General features: G+C 72.7%; 20 protein-coding genes, 2 tRNA genes and 1 pseudogene. 12 read left to right on the plus strand and 11 right to left on the minus strand.

From position 1 onward, the window contains the following. Positions 1-615: 615 nt before the first annotated feature. Complete coding sequence (locus tag ACZ50K_RS27660) at positions 616-1002, plus strand: hypothetical protein (RefSeq protein ID WP_468907877.1); 387 nt, start codon at positions 616-618, stop codon at positions 1000-1002. An 88-nt stretch (positions 1003-1090) separates the two neighbouring features. Here the strand turns inward: ACZ50K_RS27660 and ACZ50K_RS27665 are convergent, their stop codons facing one another. Further along, entirely contained in the window at positions 1091-1225 is a 135-nt protein-coding gene (locus ACZ50K_RS27665) for a hypothetical protein (protein WP_468907879.1), read from the minus strand. 4 nt (positions 1226-1229) lie between these two features. Then, the gene (locus ACZ50K_RS27670; RefSeq protein WP_468907881.1) at positions 1230-1766 is read right to left on the minus strand and encodes an RICIN domain-containing protein; all 537 of its coding nucleotides are present in this window, start codon (positions 1764-1766) and stop codon (positions 1230-1232) included. 287 nt (positions 1767-2053) lie between these two features. Between ACZ50K_RS27670 and ACZ50K_RS27675 the strand changes: the two genes are divergently transcribed. From ACZ50K_RS27675 to ACZ50K_RS27685, 3 genes are read left to right on the plus strand one after another with little or no spacing between them, the layout of a single operon-like run. Further along, on the plus strand, positions 2054-3211 hold the full coding sequence (locus ACZ50K_RS27675; protein ID WP_468907883.1) for a sensor histidine kinase: 1158 nt from the start codon (positions 2054-2056) through the stop codon (positions 3209-3211). Next, entirely contained in the window at positions 3208-3834 is a 627-nt protein-coding gene (locus ACZ50K_RS27680; protein WP_468907884.1) for a response regulator, read from the plus strand. Before ACZ50K_RS27675 ends, ACZ50K_RS27680 begins: the two co-directional genes overlap by 4 nt. 16 nt (positions 3835-3850) lie before the next feature. After that, on the plus strand, positions 3851-4036 hold the full coding sequence (locus ACZ50K_RS27685; protein WP_468907886.1) for a hypothetical protein: 186 nt from the start codon (positions 3851-3853) through the stop codon (positions 4034-4036). A gap of 62 nt (positions 4037-4098) precedes the next feature. On the opposite strand, the gene ACZ50K_RS27690 is transcribed toward ACZ50K_RS27685, so the two are convergent. Then, on the minus strand, positions 4099-4977 hold the full coding sequence (locus ACZ50K_RS27690; protein ID WP_468907887.1) for an ABC transporter permease: 879 nt from the start codon (positions 4975-4977) through the stop codon (positions 4099-4101). After that, a complete protein-coding gene (locus ACZ50K_RS27695; RefSeq protein ID WP_468907889.1) occupies positions 4974-5885 on the minus strand; it encodes an ABC transporter ATP-binding protein in 912 nt (303 codons plus the stop codon). The genes ACZ50K_RS27690 and ACZ50K_RS27695 overlap by 4 nt, the downstream gene beginning before the upstream one ends. 133 nt (positions 5886-6018) lie before the next feature. Here ACZ50K_RS27695 and ACZ50K_RS27700 point away from each other — a divergent pair, with 133 nt between their 5' ends. The 3 genes from ACZ50K_RS27700 (at position 6019) to ACZ50K_RS27710 (ending at position 8219) form a co-directional block, all read left to right on the plus strand. Next, on the plus strand, positions 6019-7326 hold the full coding sequence (locus ACZ50K_RS27700; RefSeq protein ID WP_468907890.1) for a sensor histidine kinase: 1308 nt from the start codon (positions 6019-6021) through the stop codon (positions 7324-7326). Continuing rightward, positions 7323-8045: a response regulator gene (locus ACZ50K_RS27705; RefSeq protein WP_468907892.1), complete on the plus strand. Its 723-nt coding sequence runs from the start codon at positions 7323-7325 to the stop codon at positions 8043-8045. Before ACZ50K_RS27700 ends, ACZ50K_RS27705 begins: the two co-directional genes overlap by 4 nt. Positions 8046-8142: 97 nt before the next feature. Then, a tRNA-Trp gene (locus ACZ50K_RS27710) sits at positions 8143-8219 on the plus strand. Positions 8220-8263: 44 nt separating this feature from the next. On the opposite strand, the gene ACZ50K_RS27715 is transcribed toward ACZ50K_RS27710, so the two are convergent. Then, positions 8264-9079 carry a hypothetical protein gene (locus ACZ50K_RS27715; RefSeq protein WP_468907893.1) on the minus strand — a complete coding sequence of 272 codons (816 nt, stop codon included), beginning with the start codon at positions 9077-9079 and terminating at the stop codon, positions 8264-8266. Positions 9080-9256: 177 nt separating this feature from the next. Here ACZ50K_RS27715 and ACZ50K_RS27720 point away from each other — a divergent pair, with 177 nt between their 5' ends. Continuing rightward, the gene (locus ACZ50K_RS27720) at positions 9257-9958 is read left to right on the plus strand and encodes a hypothetical protein (protein ID WP_468907894.1); all 702 of its coding nucleotides are present in this window, start codon (positions 9257-9259) and stop codon (positions 9956-9958) included. A gap of 303 nt (positions 9959-10261) precedes the next feature. Here the strand turns inward: ACZ50K_RS27720 and ACZ50K_RS27725 are convergent. Both ACZ50K_RS27725 and ACZ50K_RS27730 read right to left on the minus strand, forming a co-directional pair. Further along, positions 10262-10856: pseudogene (locus ACZ50K_RS27725) on the minus strand (helix-turn-helix transcriptional regulator); the annotation flags it as partial. Between the two features lie 156 nt (positions 10857-11012). After that, complete coding sequence (locus tag ACZ50K_RS27730; protein WP_468907896.1) at positions 11013-11483, minus strand: hypothetical protein; 471 nt, start codon at positions 11481-11483, stop codon at positions 11013-11015. A 162-nt stretch (positions 11484-11645) separates the two neighbouring features. Between ACZ50K_RS27730 and ACZ50K_RS27735 the strand changes: the two genes are divergently transcribed. Continuing rightward, positions 11646-12281 carry a VOC family protein gene (locus ACZ50K_RS27735; protein WP_468907897.1) on the plus strand — a complete coding sequence of 212 codons (636 nt, stop codon included), beginning with the start codon at positions 11646-11648 and terminating at the stop codon, positions 12279-12281. Positions 12282-12328: 47 nt separating this feature from the next. Here the strand turns inward: ACZ50K_RS27735 and ACZ50K_RS27740 are convergent, their stop codons facing one another. From ACZ50K_RS27740 to ACZ50K_RS27755, 4 genes are all read right to left on the minus strand, one after another. Beyond that, entirely contained in the window at positions 12329-13615 is a 1287-nt protein-coding gene (locus tag ACZ50K_RS27740; protein WP_468907899.1) for a sensor histidine kinase, read from the minus strand. Between the two features lie 15 nt (positions 13616-13630). Further along, positions 13631-14392: a two-component system response regulator CseB gene (gene cseB, locus ACZ50K_RS27745; RefSeq protein ID WP_468907901.1), complete on the minus strand. Its 762-nt coding sequence runs from the start codon at positions 14390-14392 to the stop codon at positions 13631-13633. An 87-nt stretch (positions 14393-14479) separates the two neighbouring features. Next, the gene (locus ACZ50K_RS27750; protein ID WP_468908101.1) at positions 14480-15388 is read right to left on the minus strand and encodes an endonuclease/exonuclease/phosphatase family protein; all 909 of its coding nucleotides are present in this window, start codon (positions 15386-15388) and stop codon (positions 14480-14482) included. A gap of 386 nt (positions 15389-15774) precedes the next feature. Then, complete coding sequence (locus ACZ50K_RS27755) at positions 15775-18060, minus strand: heavy metal translocating P-type ATPase (protein ID WP_468907903.1); 2286 nt, start codon at positions 18058-18060, stop codon at positions 15775-15777. 237 nt (positions 18061-18297) lie between these two features. Between ACZ50K_RS27755 and ACZ50K_RS27760 the strand changes: the two genes are divergently transcribed. From ACZ50K_RS27760 to ACZ50K_RS27770, 3 genes are all read left to right on the plus strand, one after another. Beyond that, entirely contained in the window at positions 18298-18480 is a 183-nt protein-coding gene (locus ACZ50K_RS27760; protein ID WP_468907905.1) for a hypothetical protein, read from the plus strand. Between the two features lie 242 nt (positions 18481-18722). Beyond that, positions 18723-19451, plus strand: a complete 729-nt coding sequence (locus tag ACZ50K_RS27765; RefSeq protein ID WP_468907906.1) for a dienelactone hydrolase family protein — start codon at positions 18723-18725, stop codon at positions 19449-19451. A gap of 53 nt (positions 19452-19504) precedes the next feature. After that, positions 19505-19578: transfer RNA gene (locus ACZ50K_RS27770), tRNA-Gly, on the plus strand. The last annotated feature ends 2 nt before the right edge of the window (positions 19579-19580 follow it).

The following is a 19580-nucleotide window of genomic DNA, read 5'->3' on the forward strand; positions in this document are numbered from 1 at the left end:
CCACTGCCGGGTCCGTCCACCCCGCGCCGGGCGAGTTCCGCCTGCAGGGTCGGTCCCTCGATGTACGCGCTGGCCATCCACGGCTGCGGGGGTCCGGATCGGCGGCGTACTCGGGCCGGATCACCTTGATGGCCACGAGCCGTCCGGACCGCGAGTGCGCCAGATGGACGGAGCCCATTCCCCCACTGCCCAGCAGGCGGACGACCGCGTAGTCGCCGATCCGCTTCACCCCCGCCCGACCCTCACCTCACCTCGCACCGCACGATCTCCGCCGGAGCCGCACCTGATGCGCCACACCACGAGGATCCCCTTGGCTCCGCCCCGTCTTGCGCCATGCTCAGGAGCCCCCGGCCGGAATCAGGTCTCGACAGCGAGCGCGAAGCGGCGGAGCATTCATGCATACGCGCGGGCTGTGTCCGGGGGGCGGTAGAGCATGAGCGGTGCGGGAGATCCGGACGGCCGGGCGCGAGAGGCCCGCTCCAGGGCGAGCGGCAACCCAGGACCCGGCCATGGCGGCCACGGGGTTACGGCGGCGGTGCGATCCCCCCGAGGCCGCCCGGGATCCCTCCGAGCGGTTTCGGTGCGGTGATGCCGCCGCCGGTCAAGAGCCTTCGCGTGCTGCTGATGGTCCTCGGCGGGGTACAGGCCGTCGTCGGACTCGGCCTGTTGACCAACGGCCCCGCTGTCACCCGTGCCCTCTGGGACGAAGGCGAGGCCTCGACGGCGAGTGAGGACCGCGCGGGGATCGTCGTCTTCGTCGCGTTGCTCGTGCTGGCGGTCGCCGCATGGGGCATTGTCACGGCCCTCAAGTTCCCCACCCGCCAGGCCGTTCTGCGCATGTCGGCCACCGCCTACGGCTGGACCGCGGTGGGGTTCACCCTGGTGATCTACCTGCTGATTCCCATCCTCTTCCTGGCGCTCGTCTGGCTCGTGCCCTCGATCCTGACCGTGGTCCGTACGAAACAGCCCGAATCCCGGTCCTGGTTCACCCAGCGCGCCTGAGCCTCGGGCCAGGGGGTGGTGGTGCTGCCTCCGGCACGGCCCCGCCCGGTAGGTGGTGCTCGGGCGGGGCCGTACGGTGCGAGGGGTGTCAGGCGGGTTGGCAGTAGAAGTCGCCGGCGCCGGTGGGCGGCGTTCCGTCGCAGGCGTGACTGGTGCCCGCCGACCCCATGGCGACGAGGACGGTGAGGGCGAGTGCGGTAAGGGCCCTGCGCAGTGCGGTCATCGGCTCATCCCAACTGGTCGTAGTTGAACTGGCGGTCGTAGAGCGGGGCCCAGACCTCGGGCCAGGGGGTGGTGGTGCTGCCGCAGGCGCCCAGGACCACGGGGGATCGTCGGCCGGTGTCCCGGATGCACTGGCCGGTGGAGGCTTCGACGAGTTCCCAGCGGTTGGGGTAGGCCTCCGTGCCGCGGTAGTTCCAGGTGAACGTGGCGCAGCCCCAGCCGTTGCTGAGGATCAGCGGGGTGCCGGGGGCGGTGCCTCCCTGGGTGCCCAGGCAGTAGGTCCCGAAGGCGCCGACGGTGAAGGTGTCGCCGCCCGTGCGCTGGAAGGTGAAGCGCTGGTGGAGCGCGTTCTTGCAGTCGAAGGTCTGGATGATCGCGCCTTCCTGGGGCGCACCGCCGCCGCGGATGTCCAGGCACTTCCAGCTGACGGCGGCGCGCAGTTCGTAGATCGCCGCGTTGCGGAAGTTCGTGGTGTGGATGATGCCGGGGTTCTCCGCCGCCTGCGCCGAAGATGTCGGCAGCAGCAGGGCCAGCAGCGCCATGAGGGCGGCCGCGAGGGCGTGCCGGCCTAAGCGGATCGACTTTCGGGCCACGCGTTCTCTCCTGTTCCGAGTACGTTCCTGACCCGTCGAAGCTAACGAGGCGGTCCGGCCGCGCGGTACCCGCCTGTTCGGGGGGGGGTCCCTCCTCGGCGGGCCCGGCGGGAACCCGCCCCAGAGCGGCCGGGGGTGGCCTTGACTCCGGGAATCGCGGCGAGATCCACTGGATTCCTCCCTTACGGGGGGTTAGCCGCAGCAGCGCAAGCGGTGGGTACATGGGGGGGTACGGGGTGGGGCTTCAGCGTGCGCGCAGAACCGCCGTGAAGGCCGCGGGGCTGTTCCGGGTCGCGCATCTCGTGGTCGGTGCCGAGGCGGTGGCGTCGGACCCGGTGGACGGGTGGTCGGTGGCCCTGTGGGGCGGGGTGGTGGCCGTCACCGTCCTCCTCTATTCCTCGGCGCTGTTACGTGGTTGGTTCCGGCCCTGGTGGGTATGGTGCGACGTGCTCTGGACCGGGTGCCTGCTGCCGTGGGTGGCGCTGGCCACCGTCGGCGAGGGGCCGGCCGTGGAGCCGCACGGCTGGCTGATGGTGCAGGCCCTGTCGGCCGCGGCCGTCGCCATCGTGGCGCTCGGCTCGCGGGGCGCCGTCCTGTCCGTACTGCTCCTGCTGCTCACCTCCCTGGCGCTCTACCAGGCGGCCCCCGGGCCCGAGATGGCGGAACTGGCGGAACACTTCCGGGCCGTCGTGGAGTGCGTGGTCCTCACCACGGCGGGATGGTGGTATCTGCGGTGGCAGGGCCGGAGGCTCGACGCCGCGCAGGGGCGGGCCGTCCTCGCCGAGGCCGCCCGGGCGCGGCGGGCCGAACGTACGGCCCACCACGCCGCTCTGCACGACACGGTCCTGGCCACGCTGACGGCGATCGCCGCCGGGCGGGTGGACGCCACCGCGCCCGCCCTCCGCGAGCGCTGTGCGCGCGAGGCCGCGTACGTACGGCGCCTGGTGCAGTTCGAGGAGGAGGCGCGGCCGGCCGGGGCCGGGGGTGCGCCGGGCGGGGCCGTGCACGTGGGCGCGGCGCTGGAGGAGGCCGTCCGGGCGGCGGAAGGTCTCGGGCTGCGGGTGGAGGCCCGGTACCAGCACGCCGTGCCCGAGGTGCCGCGGCATGTCGCGGAGGCCCTGGCGGCGGCCGTGGGCGAGGCGCTCAACAATGTGCGCAGGCACGCCGGTACGGGTACGGCCTTCGTCACCGTCACCGGCACCGCCTCCGGTGTTGTGGAGGTGACCGTGGCCGACCGGGGTGCGGGCTTCGACAGCGGTGGCGCCGACCGCTCCGGCCCCGGCACCGGACTGCGGAGATCCGTGCACGGCCGGCTGGCCGGGATCGGCGGCTGGTCGCGGGTGGACAGCAGTCCCGGGGAAGGGACCGTGGTCGAGCTGCGGTGGCCGGCGTGATCGAGATCGCCGTGGTCGACGACGACCGGATGCTGCGGGAAGGGCTGCGGTCCTGGCTGGCGGACCAGGACCGGCTCCGCCTGGTCGCCACCGCGGCGACCGTCGACGAGCTGCTCGCCGGACCGGGGCGGGGGGTCCCGGTCGTACTGCTCGACCTGGTGCTGCGGGACGGGTCGACGCCGGAGGCGAACGTGCGGCGGGTGTGCGAGAGCGGCAGCCGGGTCCTGGTGATCAGCACGGTCGCCGACCGGTCCCGGGTCATCGCGGCGGTGGCCGCCGGGGCCGACGGCTACCTCACCAAGGACCACGCCCTTGAAACCCTGGTCGAGGCCGTGGAAACGGTGGCCGCGGGCGGTACGGCGCACTCGCCGGAGCTGGCCTTCGCCTGGGTCGGCGACACCGGCCCCGAGCGGCCGCGGCTCGCGCCGCGGGAGCGGCAGGTCCTGCGCGACTACGCGTCGGGGCTGACCCTCAAGGCGACGGCCCGGCGGGCGGGGATCACCGTGAACACCGCCAAGCACTATCTGGACCAGGTGAAGGAGAAGTACCGACAGGTGGGACGGCCCGCCTGCACGAAGATCGACCTGGCCCGGCGAGCCCGCGAGGACGGGCTCACCGACTGACGGCGAGCGGGTCTCCGTGGAGGAGATTCCCGACGAGATCGTCCGGGGCAACCCGGCGATGACCGAGATCGCCCCGGCCCTCGGGCGCCGCAACCGGCACAGCACGGCCAAGGCGCACCCCGTCCTCGGCCGGCAGGCCCGGCCGGCCCGCGAGAGCGTGCTGGACTGCGCCCGCGGCCTGATCGGCCACGGATCCGTCTGAGAGGCGAGGACGAGGACGAGGGCGAGGGCGAGGGCGAGGGGGAAGGGCGAGGCGGCGGCGGGTCACTGATCGCGCCGGTGGGTGCTGAGCACCGTGAGCGCGGCCGCCGCGAGGAGCCACAGGGCGTAGACCGTCCAGGCCCCGCCCGTGGTCCACGGGTAGTCCGTGGGGGGCGCGCCGGCTTCCACGAGACGGGACCAGGCCTGGAAGAGGGTGGTGTGGCCGGCCACCGCCGACCAGTGACGGCCGTCGGTGAGGGCGATGGGCAGGACGAGGACCAGCACCGCGGCCGTGACCATGGTGCCGGCGGTGTGCCTGAGGACGGAGCCGATGGCCATGCCGGCGAGTGCGGACGCGGGTGCGAGCAGGGCGGAGGCCAGGACGAGGCGGAGTGCGCCCGGGTGGTCGAGCGGCACGCCGGCGCCCCGTCCGTCGAGGATCACCTGGGTGATCCCGAACGAGGTCCCGGCGACGATCGCGCCGAAGACGGCGGCGACGCCCGCGACGACGGCCGTCTTGGCGGCCATCACCGAGCGGCGGGCCGGAACGGCCGCGAACGTGGTGCGGAGGGTGCCCGTGCCGTACTCGGAGGTGATCGCCACGGCGCCGATCGCGGCCAGGGCCAGCATCATGACCATGGCGGCGTTCGCCGTGAACGCCTCCTGGAGCGGGATGCCGGCCCGGACGAACTCGGCCCGGTCGGCCGCGCTGCGCGCCCCCCAGTAGCTGTAGGTGTCGTAGGCGGTGCCCGCGTTGAAGGCGATGACGGCCAGGGCGGTGGACCCGTACGCGATCCAGGTGGAGCGCAGCGAGCTCAGTTTGATCCACTCGGCGGCCAGCAGGTCGTGGAAGCGGGCGCGGGGGTCGGGGGTGTGCGGTTCGGCCGCGGCAGGCGCGGCTGCCTTGTAGGCGGTGGTCGTCGCGGTGCTGTCCGTGGTCATGAGGGGTCTCCTGCGAGGTACTGCACGCTGTCGGCGGTGAGTTCCATGAACGCCTCCTCCAGGGAGGCCGGTCGGGCACTGAGGTGGTGCAGGGGGATGCGGTGCTCCAGGGCGATCTCGCCGATCCGGGCCGCCGTCAGTCCGGTCACGGCGAGGCCGTCGCCGCCCGTCGTGCGTACGGCCGCTCCGTCGGCGGTCAGCAGGCCCGCGAGGGCGGTCGCGGCGGGGGTGCCCACCGTGACGCCGTGCCGGGTGCCCCGCGCGGAGAACTCCGCGAGGCTCTCCGCCGCGATGAGTTCGCCGCGGCCGATGACGATCAGCCGGTCGGCGGTGTGTTCCATCTCGGACATCAGGTGGCTGGAGACGAACACCGTGCGGCCTTCGGCGGCGAGCCGCCTGAACAGGTCGCGCACCCACTTCACGCCTTCCGGGTCAAGGCCGTTGAGCGGTTCGTCGAAGAGCAGCACCGGCGGGTCGCCGAGGAGGGCGGACGCGATGCCCAGGCGCTGCTTCATCCCGAGCGAGAATCCGCCGATGCGCCGCCGGGCGACCTCGGCGAGGCCGACCTCCCGCAGCACCTCCTCCACCCGGGACCGCGGGATGCGGTTGCTGCGGGCGAGGGCGGACAGCTGCGCCAGCGCGCTGCGTCCGCCGTGCACGTCGTGCGCGTCGAGGAGCGCGCCGACATGGCGCAGGCCGCGGGAGTGGTCGCGGAACGGCCGGCCGCCGACGTGCACGCTGCCGGCGGTGGGTTCGTGCAGTCCGAGGATCATCCGCAGGGTGGTGCTCTTGCCCGCGCCGTTGGGGCCGAGGAACCCGGTCACCTGGCCGGGTCTCACGGTGAAGGTCAGGTCTTTGACGGCCGTCGTGTTGCCGTACCGCTTCGTCAGCTCGTTGACTTCGATCACGAGGACAACGGTGCCGGGGGCCGCCCCCTCCCGTCGTCGGACCGTGGCCGACAAACGGGGTGCGCCGATGTCGACCAGGGTTGTACGTCCGGGGGCCGATGGCCGCCGCTCGGCGCCCGGTTACGATCACCGGATGTCAGCCTCCGTGTCCCTGCCGCTGCTCAAGCGGATACCTCCGGGCCTGTGCACGGCACTGGCGTGGCTCGCGACGGCGGTGCAGCCCATCGTCGAGTACGTCGTGATGCCGCCGGGCCCGACGCATTCGCTCAACTTCCCCCGGGACGGCCTCGATTCGCCCCTCTCCCGGCTGCTGTTGGCGCTGGCCTTCGTGATGGTCCTGGCCGGCAGCGCGCTGTTGCGGCGGCATGGTGCGGCGGCGTACGCGCTCGTGATCGCCGGGATCGTCGCCGGGACGGCGGCCTGGCGGCAGGACGAGATCCCGCCCTTGCAGTTCCTGACCGTGGACGCGGCCCTCTGCTACCTCGCGGCCGTACGGCCCAGAAGGTGGTCGCTCACCGCCGGGGCCGCGGCGCTCTCCGTGCTCACCTGCTACTACGTCCTGCGGCTGGCCGTGGGCGAGGACTCGGGGATCGCGCCCGAGCCGTTCCTGGCCCTGACCGTGGTCATCGCCTGGCTGATCGGCAACTCGGTGCACCAGGCCCGCGCCCACACCGAGGAGTTGTACGCACGGGCCGCCGAACAGGCCGTCACCGCCGAACGGCTGCGCATCGCCCGCGAGATGCACGACACGGTCGCGCACAGCATCGGCATCATCGCCTTGCAGGCGGGCGCGGCGGCCCGCGTCGTCGAGACCCAGCCGGAGCGGGCGCGGGAGGCGATGCTCACGGTGGAGAAGGCGGGGCGCGAGGCCCTGTCGGGGCTGCGCCGGACACTGGGCGCCCTGCGCCAGGCCGACGAGGACCAGGGGCGGGAGCGCCTGTCGGCGTCCCTGCGCCCGGCCGCCGGGCTGGCGGACCTGGAGCGGCTCGCCGAGACGGCCACGGCCGCCGGTGTCCGCGTCGAGGTGCTCCGGGAGGGCGCGGTTCGTCCGCTGCCCTCCGATGTGGACCTCGCGGCGTTCCGGATCGTCCAGGAGTCGGTGACCAACGCCGTACGGCACTCGGGGGCCGCCTCCTGCCGCGTACGCGTCGAGTACCGCGCGGACGAGGTCACCATCGAGGTCTCGGACCGGGGCAGGGACGCGGGCGAGGGCTCAGGATCGGGCACGGGATCGGGATCGGGATCGGGCCCGGGTGCCGGGTTCGGCCTGATCGGCATGCGCGAGCGGGTCGCCCTCCTGCACGGCGAGTTCACGGCCGGCCCCCGTCCCGGGGGCGGCTTCCGGGTGCTGGCCCGCCTGCCGATCCCGGCCACGGCCATACCCACGACGACCGCGACCACGGCCACGGCCACGGTGGAAGAGAGGGCAAGAACCCGATGACCATCCGCGTCCTGCTCACCGACGACCAGCCCCTGATCCGTACCGCCCTCCAGATGGTCATCACCGATACGGCGGACATCGAGGTGGTGGGTGAGGCCGGGGACGGGGCGGAAGCGGTGCGGCTGACGGCGGAACTCGCCCCCGACGTGGTCGTGATGGACCTCCGCATGCCCGGCATGGACGGCATCGAGGCCACCCGGCAGATCACGGGGAGCTCGGTATCCGGTGCCGGTGCCGGTGCCGGCTCCGATTCCGGTTCCGGTTCCGGTTGCACGTCCGGCTCCGCACGCGTCCTCGTCCTCACCACCTTCGATGACGACGACTACGTCTACGGGGCGCTGCACGCCGGCGCGTCCGGGTTCCTCGTCAAGGACATGGCCCTGGACGACATCCTCGCCGCGATCCGGATCGTCGCCGCCGGGGACGCCCTGATCGCTCCGGCCGTCACCCGCCGACTGATCAAGGAGTTCACCGCCCGTCCTGCGGGGACACCGCCACGGCCTGCGGAGCTCGACGCCATCACCGCCCGGGAGCGCGAGGTGCTGACGCTTGTCGGCAGGGGCCTGTCCAACACGGAGATCGCGGGCGAGCTGAGCATCAGCATCGCCACCGCCAAGACCTATCTGACCCGACTGCTGGCCAAGCTCGACGCCCGCGACCGGGTGCACCTGGTGATCATGGCCTACGAGGCGGGCCTGGTGACGACCTCCGCCCGGTGAGCGTGGTCAGGGCAACCTCGTCCGGGCGGGTATGCGCGCTGCCGCGCGGAAATCCCGTGGAGGTCCGGCCATGCGTCTGCCAAGCTCTGGAGCACCAAGGGGTGTAGCTCAGTTGGCCAGAGCAGCGGACTCCAAACCCGCGCGCCGCAGGTTCGAATCCTGTCACCCCTGCCATCAGCCCTGTACCGGTCCGGTCGAACATCGGGACGGGGTGGGGGTCATCGTGAGTCGTGGGGTTCCAGGGTGAGCACCGGACGGGTGGAGTAGTCCTCGCAGAGGTCTTCGCCGTCGGAGCCGTACACGAACTCGGCCATGGCGGGGTTTCGGTTCGCCGTGGCCAGGGGCAGCCAGCCCAGCAGGCCCCCGTAGCCGCCGCACACCGATTCGCCGCCGTCCCCTCCGTGGACCGCGGTGATGTCGCTGGTCAGTTCCGTGCGGTAGGTGTCGTAGGCGATGCGCAGGCCGAAGGCGTTCGGCCGGTTGTGCGGCCCGTCGGAGCCTTCGTGGGGGATGTGGTCGAGGGGGCAGCCGTCGCCCCAGCGGAAGAGGGTGGTGGCGCCGGCCCCGCAGGCGTGCTCCCACTCGTCCGGGCTGGGCATCCGCAGACCGCGGGCCGCGAGTACGGCCGGCATGTCGGTGGGTGGTTCGGTCAGGTCCTCGTCGTCCACGGCCATCAGTACGGCGGCCAGCATGGCGGTGCGGGGCGGGCTGAGGACCTGGGCGAGGTGGGCCTGGAGGTCGGGGCCGTAGCCGAAGCCCTGCTCCAGGCTCTCCGCGTAGTCGGCGGTCTGCTCGGGTGTCGGCCGCCAGGCATCGAGGTCGAAGCCGAGCGCCACCCGGCCGCCGGGTACGAGGGCGAACTCCTGGGCGTGCCGCTCGATCCGGACCCGGTGCAGCGGGCCGCCGAGGTGCTCGGCCGTCTCGACGGCGGTCACCCGGCCCCCGACGAGGGCGGCGGCCTCGTGGGCGAAGCGGCGTGCGGTCGGCAGGTCGAAGGACCGCCACTGGTCGAGAGTGAGTTCGGCGAGGGACATGTGCCGCAGTGTGGCAGGACGGTCTGACAGGCAGCCGGCCGGCGTTGTTCTACGATCGCGGTTCGGCGATCAATCGGACGCCGTACACGCACTCGACCGGACTGGATCGCGCTGGGCCGGACCGGGCCGGGCCGGACCGGACCGGCTGGGATTCCGCGGAAGGAATGGGGCACGCACATGGGGGACACAAGGGCGATCGACAGGCCTGGACGGCCGGAGGACCTGCCGGCGGCCGAAGTGCTGTGGGCGCGCTGGGCCTTGGTCGCCGTGCTGCAGGCCTCGGTGAAGGCGGAGGCCCGGGGCGAGCGGCGGGGCGGCACGTGGATCGACGGCCGGGGTCTGCATCTCGACGACCGCGGCTGCACCTGGTGGACGTTCCAGGATCTGGGCGAGGGCCGCTTCCTGCTGTACGGCGAGGACGAGTCCAGTGCGGTGAAATGGCACGAACCGGCGATCGACATGCTGGCGCAGGGGCCGGACTGGCTGCCGTTCGAGCGTCTGCGGGGGCTGCTGGAGGGCTGGGAGCTGGGGTGCGTGTACTGGTACGAGAACGGCGCCTGGGCCCGCGCGCCGTACCCGGAGGAACTGGACGACGACGGTCTCGACTGCGGGATGAGCCGTTTCGCCGTGCGTGAGGAGGCGGTAGGGGACCTGATCGCCTCGGAGCGGGGACTGCCCCGGCCGCGGGCGGACGGCCTGCTGGCCGCGGCCGAGGCGCGGTGCCTCACGGCGGCCGAGGTCCAGGAGGTGCTGGACGCGGCCGCCGCCGATGTGGAGTACGTGCCGGAGGACCGGGGAGCGATGCTGCGGTCGCTGGAGCTCGCGGCTCTGACGGCTCCCGGCACCGTCCTCCCGGCGTACTCCGACCAGTTGGGCTGAAGTACGTACGTACGGCCGTCCGGCCGGCCGTGGCGCTTCGACCTTGCGCACCACCGCACGTCGTGTAGAGAGCGGTCGACTCGCTCCGGCGTGCGGGGTGGCGGGTCGGGCTGTGTCGTGCCGAAGGCCTCGCGGAGGGGCGTTGAGGTCAGCGGACGATCTTGACGCCGAAGCGGCTGCCGAGGGCGAGGCCGAGGGCGGTGTGGAAGTGGGCGTACATTTCCAGGCCGCGGGCGGCGGCGAGGGGGCCGAGGTCGATGACGTCGGTCCAGCCGTAGGCGTTGAGGAGCTCGCGGGCCGCCGTCTTGGCGTCGTCCCGGGCGTGGTCGTGGGCGAGGAGGTACCACAGGCCACCGGAGGCGACCAGGTGGTGCGGGTCGACCCGGCGGTCGCCGTCGCGGCCGGTGCGGGTGGTGTAGGCGAAGGTGACGGTCTCCCGGTCGCGGCAGGCGGCGGCAAGGACGGTCAGTACCGCGGGATCCGTACGCGGGCCCCGGCGCTCCCACTCGATGGTGGCGGTCGCCTGTTGCAGGGCGGCGACCTGGGAGCGCAGGCGGGCAGGGAGGACCTGCTCAAGTTTGGCGAGGGCACGCAGGGCGGCCTCCTCCATGCCGGTGAGCTGACCGGCGGCGGTGCGCAGGGCGACCGCGGTGGCGGTGGCCTCCTCGTCGTCGAGGATCAGCGGGGGCATCGCGGCGCCGGCGGCCAGGCGGTAGCCGCCGGCGTAGCCGGTGGTGCCCTCCACCGGGTAGTCGAGAGCGCGCAGGCGGTCGACGTCACGCCGGACGGTGCGGGTGGTGACGCCGAGGCGGTCGGCGAGCTCGCTGCCGGACCACTCACGGCGGGTCTGCAGGAGGGACAGCAGGCGCAGCATCCGGGCCGGCAGGTCGGTCGTCATGCCTTCACCATGCCCTCTTCGCGGAGCGGCCGGCACGGCCGCCGTCTGCGGCGCGCCGACCGTCTCGGCCGGGGGGGGCGCGGGGCGAATCGGGGCCCACCTCCGCAAAGGCGCGGCATCGGGTCATTCGAGGACCGGCATGACGATGGCCTGCGGTCAGGCCGTGGTGGTCGCGGCCTCCAGGCGTTTGATCATGCGGCGGAGGATCAGGAGGGGGATCACGCCGAAGACCCCGAAGGACATGTCGATGACCGACCACCAGAAGGGGACGCCCCGGATGGGTCCGCAGATCAGGGCCAGCGGGATCACTCCGGCGCAGGCGATCATCCCGGCTTCGACGATCCAGATGTTGCGCACGGGGTCGCGGTACACGCCGTGGAAGAAGACGGCGATGACGAGGTGGGCGAAGGCCAGCCAGTCCGTGCCGTAGAGGAGGAAGGGGTACTCGGCGTCGGCCCGTTCGAGCCCGGAGCCGACCCGGGCCAGCCACTCGTGTTCCACCAGGGAGTTCAGCCAGCGCAGTTCGGTGACCAGCGGGAAGGCGGTCAGGCCGCTGAGGACCAGGCAGACGGTGAACACGGCGAGCCAGCCACGGATCCGCCGTTCGAGGGCGTTTCTCTCGATCATGGTGTGCAGCCTAGACAGCTTTCTGAACATGTTCAGCCAATATTCTGAACATGTTCATTTCTGTGTCCGTACCGTGATCGGGGCGGCCGTCCACGCGGGTGCGGCCGGGGTGGTGGGCGTGGCGTCGGGACGCGTCGCGGGTTGCCGGGTCATGATGGCGCCGTGCGACTTGATCATGTGTCCTATGCGGTGGACCGCGGCAGCTTCGTCTCGACCGTCCAGTGGATCGGTTCCGCCCTCGGCGCCGGATTCGTCGACGGGGGCGTGCACCCGCGGTTCGGCACCCGCAACTTCATCCTCCCACTGAGCGGCGGCACCTATGTCGAGGTCGTGACCACCCTCGACCATCCGGCGGCCGACCGCGCACCCTTCGGCCAGGCGGTCGCGCGGCGTGCCGCCGAGGGCGGGGGCTGGCTCGGCTGGGTGGTCTCCGTGCGCGACATGGCCCCGGTGGAGGCCCGTCTCGGCCGTACCGCGGCCGAGGGCCACCGGGTCCGCCCGGACGGCTTCGACCTGCGGTGGAAGCAGATCGGCCTGCTGGAACTGATGGACGACCCGCAACTGCCGTACTTCCTCCAGTGGCTGGTCCCCCAGGAGGAGTGCCCGAGCGCCGCGCCGCGCACCTCCACCACCATCCACGGGCTCTCCATCGCCGGTGACGCCGCCTCCATCGCCGAGTTCCTCGGCGAACCGGCCTCCCACCCCCTGGAGCAGATCGACGTCACCTGGGTCGAGGACGAGGAACCGGGGCTGGTCTCCGTCGAGTTCGCCACGGCCAACGGGACCGTCACGATCTGACCCCGCCCGGACCCTGACAAGACGCCGGACCGCCGTTCCGGGTTGGTTCAGCCGTCGGACGGGCCGGCCGGGGCGGCGTCCAGTTCCAGGGTGGCGAGCGCGCCGCCCTCCGGGGCGTTCGCGAAGGTCAGCATGGCGCCGAGGACTTCCGCCTGGCCCTGGGCGATGGTGAGCCCGAGTCCGTGCCCGCGCCCGCGCTCCGGGGTTCCCGTACGGAAGCGCTGCGGGCCCTCCGTGAGCAGGTCGGCGGGATAGCCGGGCCCGTGGTCGCGTACCAGGATCCGCGCGCCGGTGGCGGTGGCGGTGGTCTCCACGGTGATCTCCACGGGGGCGGCACCGTGCCGATGGGCGTTGGTCACGAGGTTGACCACGATCCGTTCCACTCGGCGCGGGTCGGTCTCCACGGTCCCGACATCGGCACCGACCGTCACGGTGGCCGGCGTTCCCGTGCGGCGGATGATGTCCGTGACCAGTTCGCCCAGCGGGACCGTGTCGGTGCGGGCCTGTTCGGCCCCCGCGTCGAGCCGGGAGATCTCCAGGAGATCCTCGACCAGGCCGTTCAGGGCGCGGGCCCGGTCCCGTACGAGCTCGGCCACCTCGTCGTCCTCCGGGAGGAGCCCGGCGGCGGTGGACAACCCCATCAGCGGGGTGCGCAGTTCGTGCGCCACGTCCGCGGTGAAGCGGCGTTCGCCCTCCAGTTTCCGTTGCAGCGCCCCGGCCATGGCGTCCACGGCCGCCGACATCTCGGTGATCTCGTCCCGTGCCCGGCCGCCCGCTCCGATCCGGGCGTCGAGGTCTCCGTCGGCGATGGCGCGGGCCGTCCGGGACCCGCGGCGCAGTCTGCGGTTCATCGGCTCGGTGGCCAGGGCGGCGAGCGGTACGACGACCAGGAGTGCGGCGAGCACGGCCTTGACGATGCTGCGGTCCAGGAGCTGGAGGCCGCGCACCTCGAAGCTCATGTCCGTCCGGGCGACGAGCACCCGGCCGCCTTCGACGGGCATGACCGCCCATTTCCAGTACCAGTTGGGGGGTTTGCGGTCGTACCAGGTCGCGTACAGGGCGCCCGGGTCCTTGGCGGCCAGCGCCCGGGCGAGGGGTGCTTCGAGTTCATCCGGTGTGCGGAGTTCCACGTCGAGGGGCGCGCTGCCCGTACGGGTGTACTCGCGTTCCGCGGCGTCCAGCCGGACGGAGAGGCGTTCCTCGCCGATGCGGTCGCCGCGTTCGGCCATCGCCTGGTGGACGAGGACGCCGATCACCGCGGACACCGCGCAGCAGGCGGCGGCGGTCAGTGCGGCGATCTTCCAGCGCAGGGCGCGCGGGTTGAGGAATGGCATGGCTGTGTACGGCCCTCAGTCACGGACGAGTTTGTAGCCGAAGCCCCGGACGGTCTCGATCCGATGGGCTCCGATCTTCTTGCGCAGCCGCAGCACGCACAGGTCCACGACCCGTGTGTCGCCCTCCCAGCCGTAGTCCCAGACCTCGCGCAGGAGCCGGCGGCGGTCGAGTACGGCGCCGGGAGCCGCCGCGAACTCCAGCAGCAGCCGCAGCTCGGTGGGGGTCAGCGGCACGGGCCGGCCGGCACGGTGGACTTCCAAGCCGAGGGTGTTCACGGTGAGGTCCCCGAAGACCAGTTCCCCGGGGGTCTGCCTACCGGGGGCGGGCGTCCGGGCCGGGGCCGGCTCCGGTTCGGCGGGCCGGAAGGTGGCGCGGCGCAGCAGGGTACGGATGCGGGCGACGAGGACGGGGGTGTCGACGGGTTTGACGACGTAGTCGTCGGCTCCCGCCTCCAGTCCGGACACCACGTCGAGGGCGTCCCCGCGCGCGGACATCATCAGGACCGGGACCAGGCTCTCCTCGCGGATCCGGCGGCACAGTCCGATGCCGTCCAGCTCGGGCAGCATCACGTCCAGGATCAGCAGGTCGTGGCCGCCGGCCCGGAAGGCCTCCAGGCCGTCGAGTCCGTCGGCGGCCACCGCGACCTGGTAGCCGTACCGCTCCAGGGACAGCTGGACCGCGCGGCGGATGACGGCGTCGTCCTCGACGACGAGGACGCTGACGGGGTCCGGGCCCCGGGATACCGACACGCCACCTACCTGCTCAGAAACGGACATTTGTGCAGCCCATCGTAGTCAACGGGGATCGCGCCTCGGTCGCACCCGGAAGCGGTCACTGCCGGGAGCGGTCACACCCGGGAGCGGTCACAGCCGGAAGGAGGCCGCGACGGGAAGGTGGTCGCTTCCGGTGGCGGGGAGGGTCCACGCGGAGGTCGCGCTCATGCCCTTCGCCAGGATCTGGTCGATACGGACCACGGGGAGCCGGGCGGGCCAGGTGAAGCCGAAACCGGCGCCGGCCTCGCGCTGCGCGGAGCTCAGCAGGGAGGTCACCGGGCGGAGGGCCGTGTCGTCCGTCGTCCCGTTGAGGTCGCCCATGACCACGACCCGGGCCAGCGGCTCCGCCCGTACGGCCTCGGCCAGTCTCCGGGCCGCGTCGTTGCGGCGGGCGGTGGTGAACCCTCCGGCCGGGGTGACGCGCACCGAGGCCAGATGGGCGGCGTAGACGGCGACGGGGCCGCCCGGGGTCTCGACGGTGGCCCGTACGGCACGGGTCCAGGGCATGATCGGGACCGCTTCCACGCCGGTCAGCGGGTGCTTGCTCCACAGCCTGACGCCGAGGGAGTCGGAGTGGTACGGATAGGCGGCGGCCAGCTCGCGCTCATAGACGGGCGTGCCCTTCGCGGACATCTCCTCCAGGGCCAGCACGTCCGCGCCCGAGGCGGCGAGCGCTCGCGCGGTGCGCGCCGGATCGGGGTTCTCCTCGTCGACGTTGTGGCTGACCACGGTGAGGTTCCCGGCGCCCGGGTGACCGGAGCGCTTGTCGGTGAGGGTGCTGCCGAAGAGGGCGGCCCAGACGATCGCGGGGGCGAGGACGGTGACGGCAGCGAGCCGGGAGCGGCGTACCGCCGCGGCCAGGAGGAGGGCGGGGACGCTCAGCCCGGCCCAGGGCAGGAAGGTCTGGAACAGGCTGCCGAGGTTGCCGAAGCCGTTCGGGATCCAGGAGTGCAGGGCCATCGTCAGGGCCGCGCACATCGCTCCGGCGGCGATCAGCATGCCGCGGCGGCGGAGCCATGCGGGCACGGGGGTGCGGGAGGGGCCGGGGCTGGGGCCGGGGCCGGGGCCGGGGGGAGTAGACCGGGTTGGCGGGGTCGGTGGAGTCGGGCCGGGCGGCTCCGGCTCGCCGGTGGCCTGGGGACGGTACGGGGTGCTCAGCACGGCAGCTGCCTTCCGATCGCGTACGCCGTTGATCCGGTGTGCTCCGGTGTGATCCGGATCCGGTACTCCCAGAGCCTCGGGGAGGCGCACTTCCGGGGCGTCAGGAGCGCTCTTCGGGGGTCGCACGGTTGCGTTTCAGCTGGGTATCGGCCGGCGTACGCGGAACGCCCTCGCCGGTACCGCGCGGCGGGGGCGTTCTGCGGGCGGGGCGGTGGCCGCCCGGGTCAGCTGCCGGCCCGGAAGGAGCGCAGGCGCAGGCTGTTGCCTACGACGAAGACCGAGGAGAAGGCCATCGCCGCTCCCGCGATCATGGGGTTCAGCAGTCCCGCGGCGGCCAGCGGCAGGGCGGCCACGTTGTAGGCGAAGGCCCAGAAGAGGTTCGAGCGGATGGTGCCGAGGGTCCTGCGGGCCAGGCGGATCGCGTCGGCCGCGGCCCGCAGGTCGCCGCGGACGAGCGTGAGGTCGCCCGCCTCGATGGCGGCGTCGGTGCCGGTGCCCATGGCCAGGCCGAGGTCGGCCTGGGCGAGGGCCGCGGCGTCGTTGACGCCGTCGCCGACCATGGCCACGCTGCGGCCCTCCTCCTGGAGCCGCTTGACCACGGTGACCTTGTCCTCCGGCATCACCTCGGCGATGACCTCCTCGATGCCGACCTCGTGCGCCACGCTGTCCGCGACGGCCTGGTTGTCGCCGGTGAGCAGGATCGGGGTCAGGCCGAGGCCCTTGAGGCGTCGGATGGCTTCGGCACTGGTGTCCTTCACCGCGTCGGCGACCTCCAGTACGGCGCGGGCCTCGCCGTCCCAGGCGACCGCGATCGCGGTGCGGCCGGCCGCTTCGGCGTCGGTCTTGGCGTGCTTCAGGGCCGCGGGCAGCTCGATGGCCCACTCGGTGAGGAGGGTTTCCCGGCCGACGAGGACGGCATGGCCCTCCACGATGCCCTGGACGCCGAGCCCGGGGAGGTTCGTGAAGTCCTCGGGGTCGGGCAGGGAGCCGACCTCGGCGGTGGCGCCGTTGGCCACGGCCCGGGCGACGGGGTGTTCGGAGGCGTGCTCCAGTGCCCCGGCCAGGCGCAGGACCTCGGCCCGGTCGGTGTCGGCGGCCGTGTGGACGGCCAGCAGGGTCATCTTGCCGGTGGTGACGGTGCCGGTCTTGTCCAGGACGATGGTGTCGACCTTGCGGGTGGACTCCAGCACCTCGGGCCCCTTGATGAGGATGCCGAGCTGTGCGCCGCGGCCGGTGCCGACCATCAGGGCGGTGGGGGTGGCCAGTCCCAGGGCGCACGGGCAGGCGATGATCAGTACGGCCACGGCGGCCGTGAACGCGGCGGGCAGGCCGGCGCCGGAGCCGAGCCAGAAGCCGAGGGTGGCCAGGGCGAGGACGATCACCACGGGCACGAAGACCGCGGAGATCCGGTCGGCGAGGCGCTGGGCCGCGGCCTTGCCGTTCTGCGCGTCCTCGACCAGCTTGGCCATCCGGGCCAGCTGGGTGTCGGAGCCGATCCTGGTGGCTTCCACGACGAGGCGTCCGCCCGCGTTGAGGGTGGCGCCGGTGACCGTGTCCCCGACCACGACCTCGACGGGTACGGACTCTCCGGTGAGCATCGAGGCGTCCACCGCGGAGGAGCCCTCGACCACGGTGCCGTCGGTGGCGATCTTCTCGCCGGGGCGGACCAGGAACCGGTCCCCGATGCGCAGCTCGGCGGTCGGGATGCGCTCCTCGCGTCCCTCGCGGAGCACCGTGACCTCCTTGGCGCCCAGTTCCAGCAGCGCCTTCAGGGCCGCGCCCGCCTTCCGCTTGGAGCGGGCCTCGAAGTAGCGGCCGGCCAGGATGAACGCGGTGACACCGGCCGCGGCCTCCAGGTAGATGTTCCCGGCGCCGTCGGAACGGGCGAGGGTGAACTCGAAGGGGTGGGTCATGCCGGGGGTGCCGGCGGTGCCGAAGAACAGCGCCCACAGCGACCACAGGAACGCGGCGCCCGTACCGACCGAGACCAGGGTGTCCATCGTGGCGGCGCCGTGCCGGGCGTTGGTGAAGGCGGCCCGGTGGAAGGGCCAGGCGGCGTACGTGACCACCGGCGCGGCCAGCGTCAGGGACAGCCACTGCCAGTACTGGAACTGGAGGGCCGGCACCATCGCCATCGCGATCACCGGTACGGCCAGGACGACGGCCGTGATCAGCCGCTGCCGCAGGGGCCGCAGCGCCGCGTCCGCGGCGGCGTCCGCGTCTGCGTCCCGCGGGTCCGCCGGTCCGGTGCCGCCGCCATCGCCGGCGGAGCGGGCGGGAGCCGGCTCGGCGGCGGTGTATCCGGTGGCCTCCACGGTGGCGATCAGGTCGGCGACGGACACCTCGTCGCCCCGGTAGGTGACCTTGGCCTTCTCGGTCGCGTAGTTGACCGTCGCCTCGACCCCGTCCATGCGGTTGAGCTTCTTCTCGATGCGAGCCGCACACGAGGCGCAGGTCATACCGCCGATGGCGAGTTCGACCTCGGCGGCGGAGGGGGCCTTGGTAGTCATCACTACTCCTCGAACAGATAGGGACGTCCGTGGTGGAGGCGACCGGCGAGCGAGCTGCCCGTCGATCTCTTCACCACCCCTCCCAGATACCCTAGGGGGGTATCTGGAAGCCCTTTCAGGTATACCCCCTCCCGGTAATCGAGGCAAGCCCTCACCCGACGCTGGATCGATACCCCTAGGGGGTATATGGTGAATCCGGGAAGCCCGCTCCGGGACCCGGCATCGAAAGGATCCGCCATGCCCACAGCCGCCAAGATCACCGCGTTCGTCGTGGCACTCGCGGCCGCCTTCGGCTCCGCCTACGGCGTCGGTGCGGCCGTCGGGCCCGACCTCAGCCCGCCGCCGCACACCTCACACACCACGGTCGCCCCGCGACACGACGAGTCCCCGGCCCATCCGAACCCGGAGCACTCCCGGTAGGACTCCCGGTGACCGGGGAGCCACAGGCCTCGTACGGGGTTGTGGGGGTGCCTCGACCTCGGCCGCGACGGCGACGGGCACCTCGGCCCGCGCCCCCGACTGGCCCCAGGCGAGGAGTTCCTCGTTGGTGCCCCCGCCGTACAGGTAGGCGGTGTCGATCAGCTGGACGCCCAGTTCGACGGCTGTCTGCCATCGGTGAACACCGCCCCGCGCCGCCTTGTCGGCAGCTAGCGTCGAGCCGTATGACGACGACGGCCACCACGCGGACGGTCGAATACCCGGCCGACGACCTGACGATGATCGGACACCTCTCGCTCCCGGCCGGGACCGGGCCCCGGCCCGCTGTGCTGATCGGGCCCGAAGGGGTCGGGCTCAGCGATGTCGAGCGCCGGAGAGCCGATGCCCTGGCCGAACTCGGCTACGTGGCACTGGCCTTCGACCTCCACGGCGGACGCTATCTGGCGGACCCGGAGGAGATGTTGGCCCGTTGCATGCCGCTGCTCGCCGATCCCGACCGTATGCGGGGAATCGGACACGCCGCGCTCGACGTGCTCCGGTCCGAACCGCGGGTCGACCCCGGCCGGATCGCCGCCATCGGCTACGGCACCGGGGGCGCGATCGCCCTGGAACTCGGTCGCGACGGCGTCGACCTGCGGGCGATCGGGACGGTCAACGCGCTGATGACGGGCCGGCCGGGCGAGACGGCACGCATCCGCTGCCCCGTCTGGGCCGGTGTCGGGTCGGAAGACCCGATCATGTCGCCCGCCCAACGGGAGGCGTTCACCGAGGAGATGCGGGCCGCGGGCGTCGACTGGCGGCTGGTGGTCTATGGCGGAGCCCTCCACGCCTTCCACCACCCGACGGTCGACCACCCGACGCCGCCCGGCGTCGGCCACCACCCACGGCACGCGCAGCGGGCCTGGGACGACATCGTCGCCCTGCTCGCCGAGTGCCTGCCCGTCACGGAGTGACCCGCAATTCGATTGCCCGGACCGGATGATCGTTCTAGGGTCGGGGAATCGAACGGCGTGTAGCTCAGTCAGTCAGAGCACCGGGCTTCCTACCCGGGGGGCGCAGGGGCGGATCCTGCCACGCCGGCT

Source organism: Streptomyces sp. NPDC033845, assembly GCF_055576225.1.

What these genes read in the sequence shown, in the direction of transcription:
- ACZ50K_RS27665 (WP_468907879.1), bottom strand. Translation starts at nt 1,225, where the DNA reads ATGACCGCACTGCGCAGGGCCCTTACCGCACTCGCCCTCACCGTCCTC.
- ACZ50K_RS27670 (WP_468907881.1), bottom strand. Translation starts at nt 1,766, where the DNA reads ATGGCGCTGCTGGCCCTGCTGCTGCCGACATCTTCGGCGCAGGCGGCG.
- ACZ50K_RS27690 (WP_468907887.1), bottom strand. Translation starts at nt 4,977, where the DNA reads ATGACCACGGACAGCACCGCGACGACCACCGCCTACAAGGCAGCCGCG.
- ACZ50K_RS27700 (WP_468907890.1), top strand. Translation starts at nt 6,019, where the DNA reads ATGTCAGCCTCCGTGTCCCTGCCGCTGCTCAAGCGGATACCTCCGGGC.
- ACZ50K_RS27705 (WP_468907892.1), top strand. Translation starts at nt 7,323, where the DNA reads ATGACCATCCGCGTCCTGCTCACCGACGACCAGCCCCTGATCCGTACC.
- ACZ50K_RS27715 (WP_468907893.1), bottom strand. Translation starts at nt 9,079, where the DNA reads ATGTCCCTCGCCGAACTCACTCTCGACCAGTGGCGGTCCTTCGACCTG.
- ACZ50K_RS27720 (WP_468907894.1), top strand. Translation starts at nt 9,257, where the DNA reads ATGGGGGACACAAGGGCGATCGACAGGCCTGGACGGCCGGAGGACCTG.
- ACZ50K_RS27730 (WP_468907896.1), bottom strand. Translation starts at nt 11,483, where the DNA reads ATGATCGAGAGAAACGCCCTCGAACGGCGGATCCGTGGCTGGCTCGCC.
- ACZ50K_RS27740 (WP_468907899.1), bottom strand. Translation starts at nt 13,615, where the DNA reads ATGCCATTCCTCAACCCGCGCGCCCTGCGCTGGAAGATCGCCGCACTG.
- cseB (WP_468907901.1), bottom strand. Translation starts at nt 14,392, where the DNA reads ATGTCCGTTTCTGAGCAGGTAGGTGGCGTGTCGGTATCCCGGGGCCCG.
- ACZ50K_RS27750 (WP_468908101.1), bottom strand. Translation starts at nt 15,388, where the DNA reads ATGCTGATCGCCGCCGGAGCGATGTGCGCGGCCCTGACGATGGCCCTG.
- ACZ50K_RS27755 (WP_468907903.1), bottom strand. Translation starts at nt 18,060, where the DNA reads ATGACTACCAAGGCCCCCTCCGCCGCCGAGGTCGAACTCGCCATCGGC.
- ACZ50K_RS27760 (WP_468907905.1), top strand. Translation starts at nt 18,298, where the DNA reads ATGCCCACAGCCGCCAAGATCACCGCGTTCGTCGTGGCACTCGCGGCC.
- ACZ50K_RS27765 (WP_468907906.1), top strand. Translation starts at nt 18,723, where the DNA reads ATGACGACGACGGCCACCACGCGGACGGTCGAATACCCGGCCGACGAC.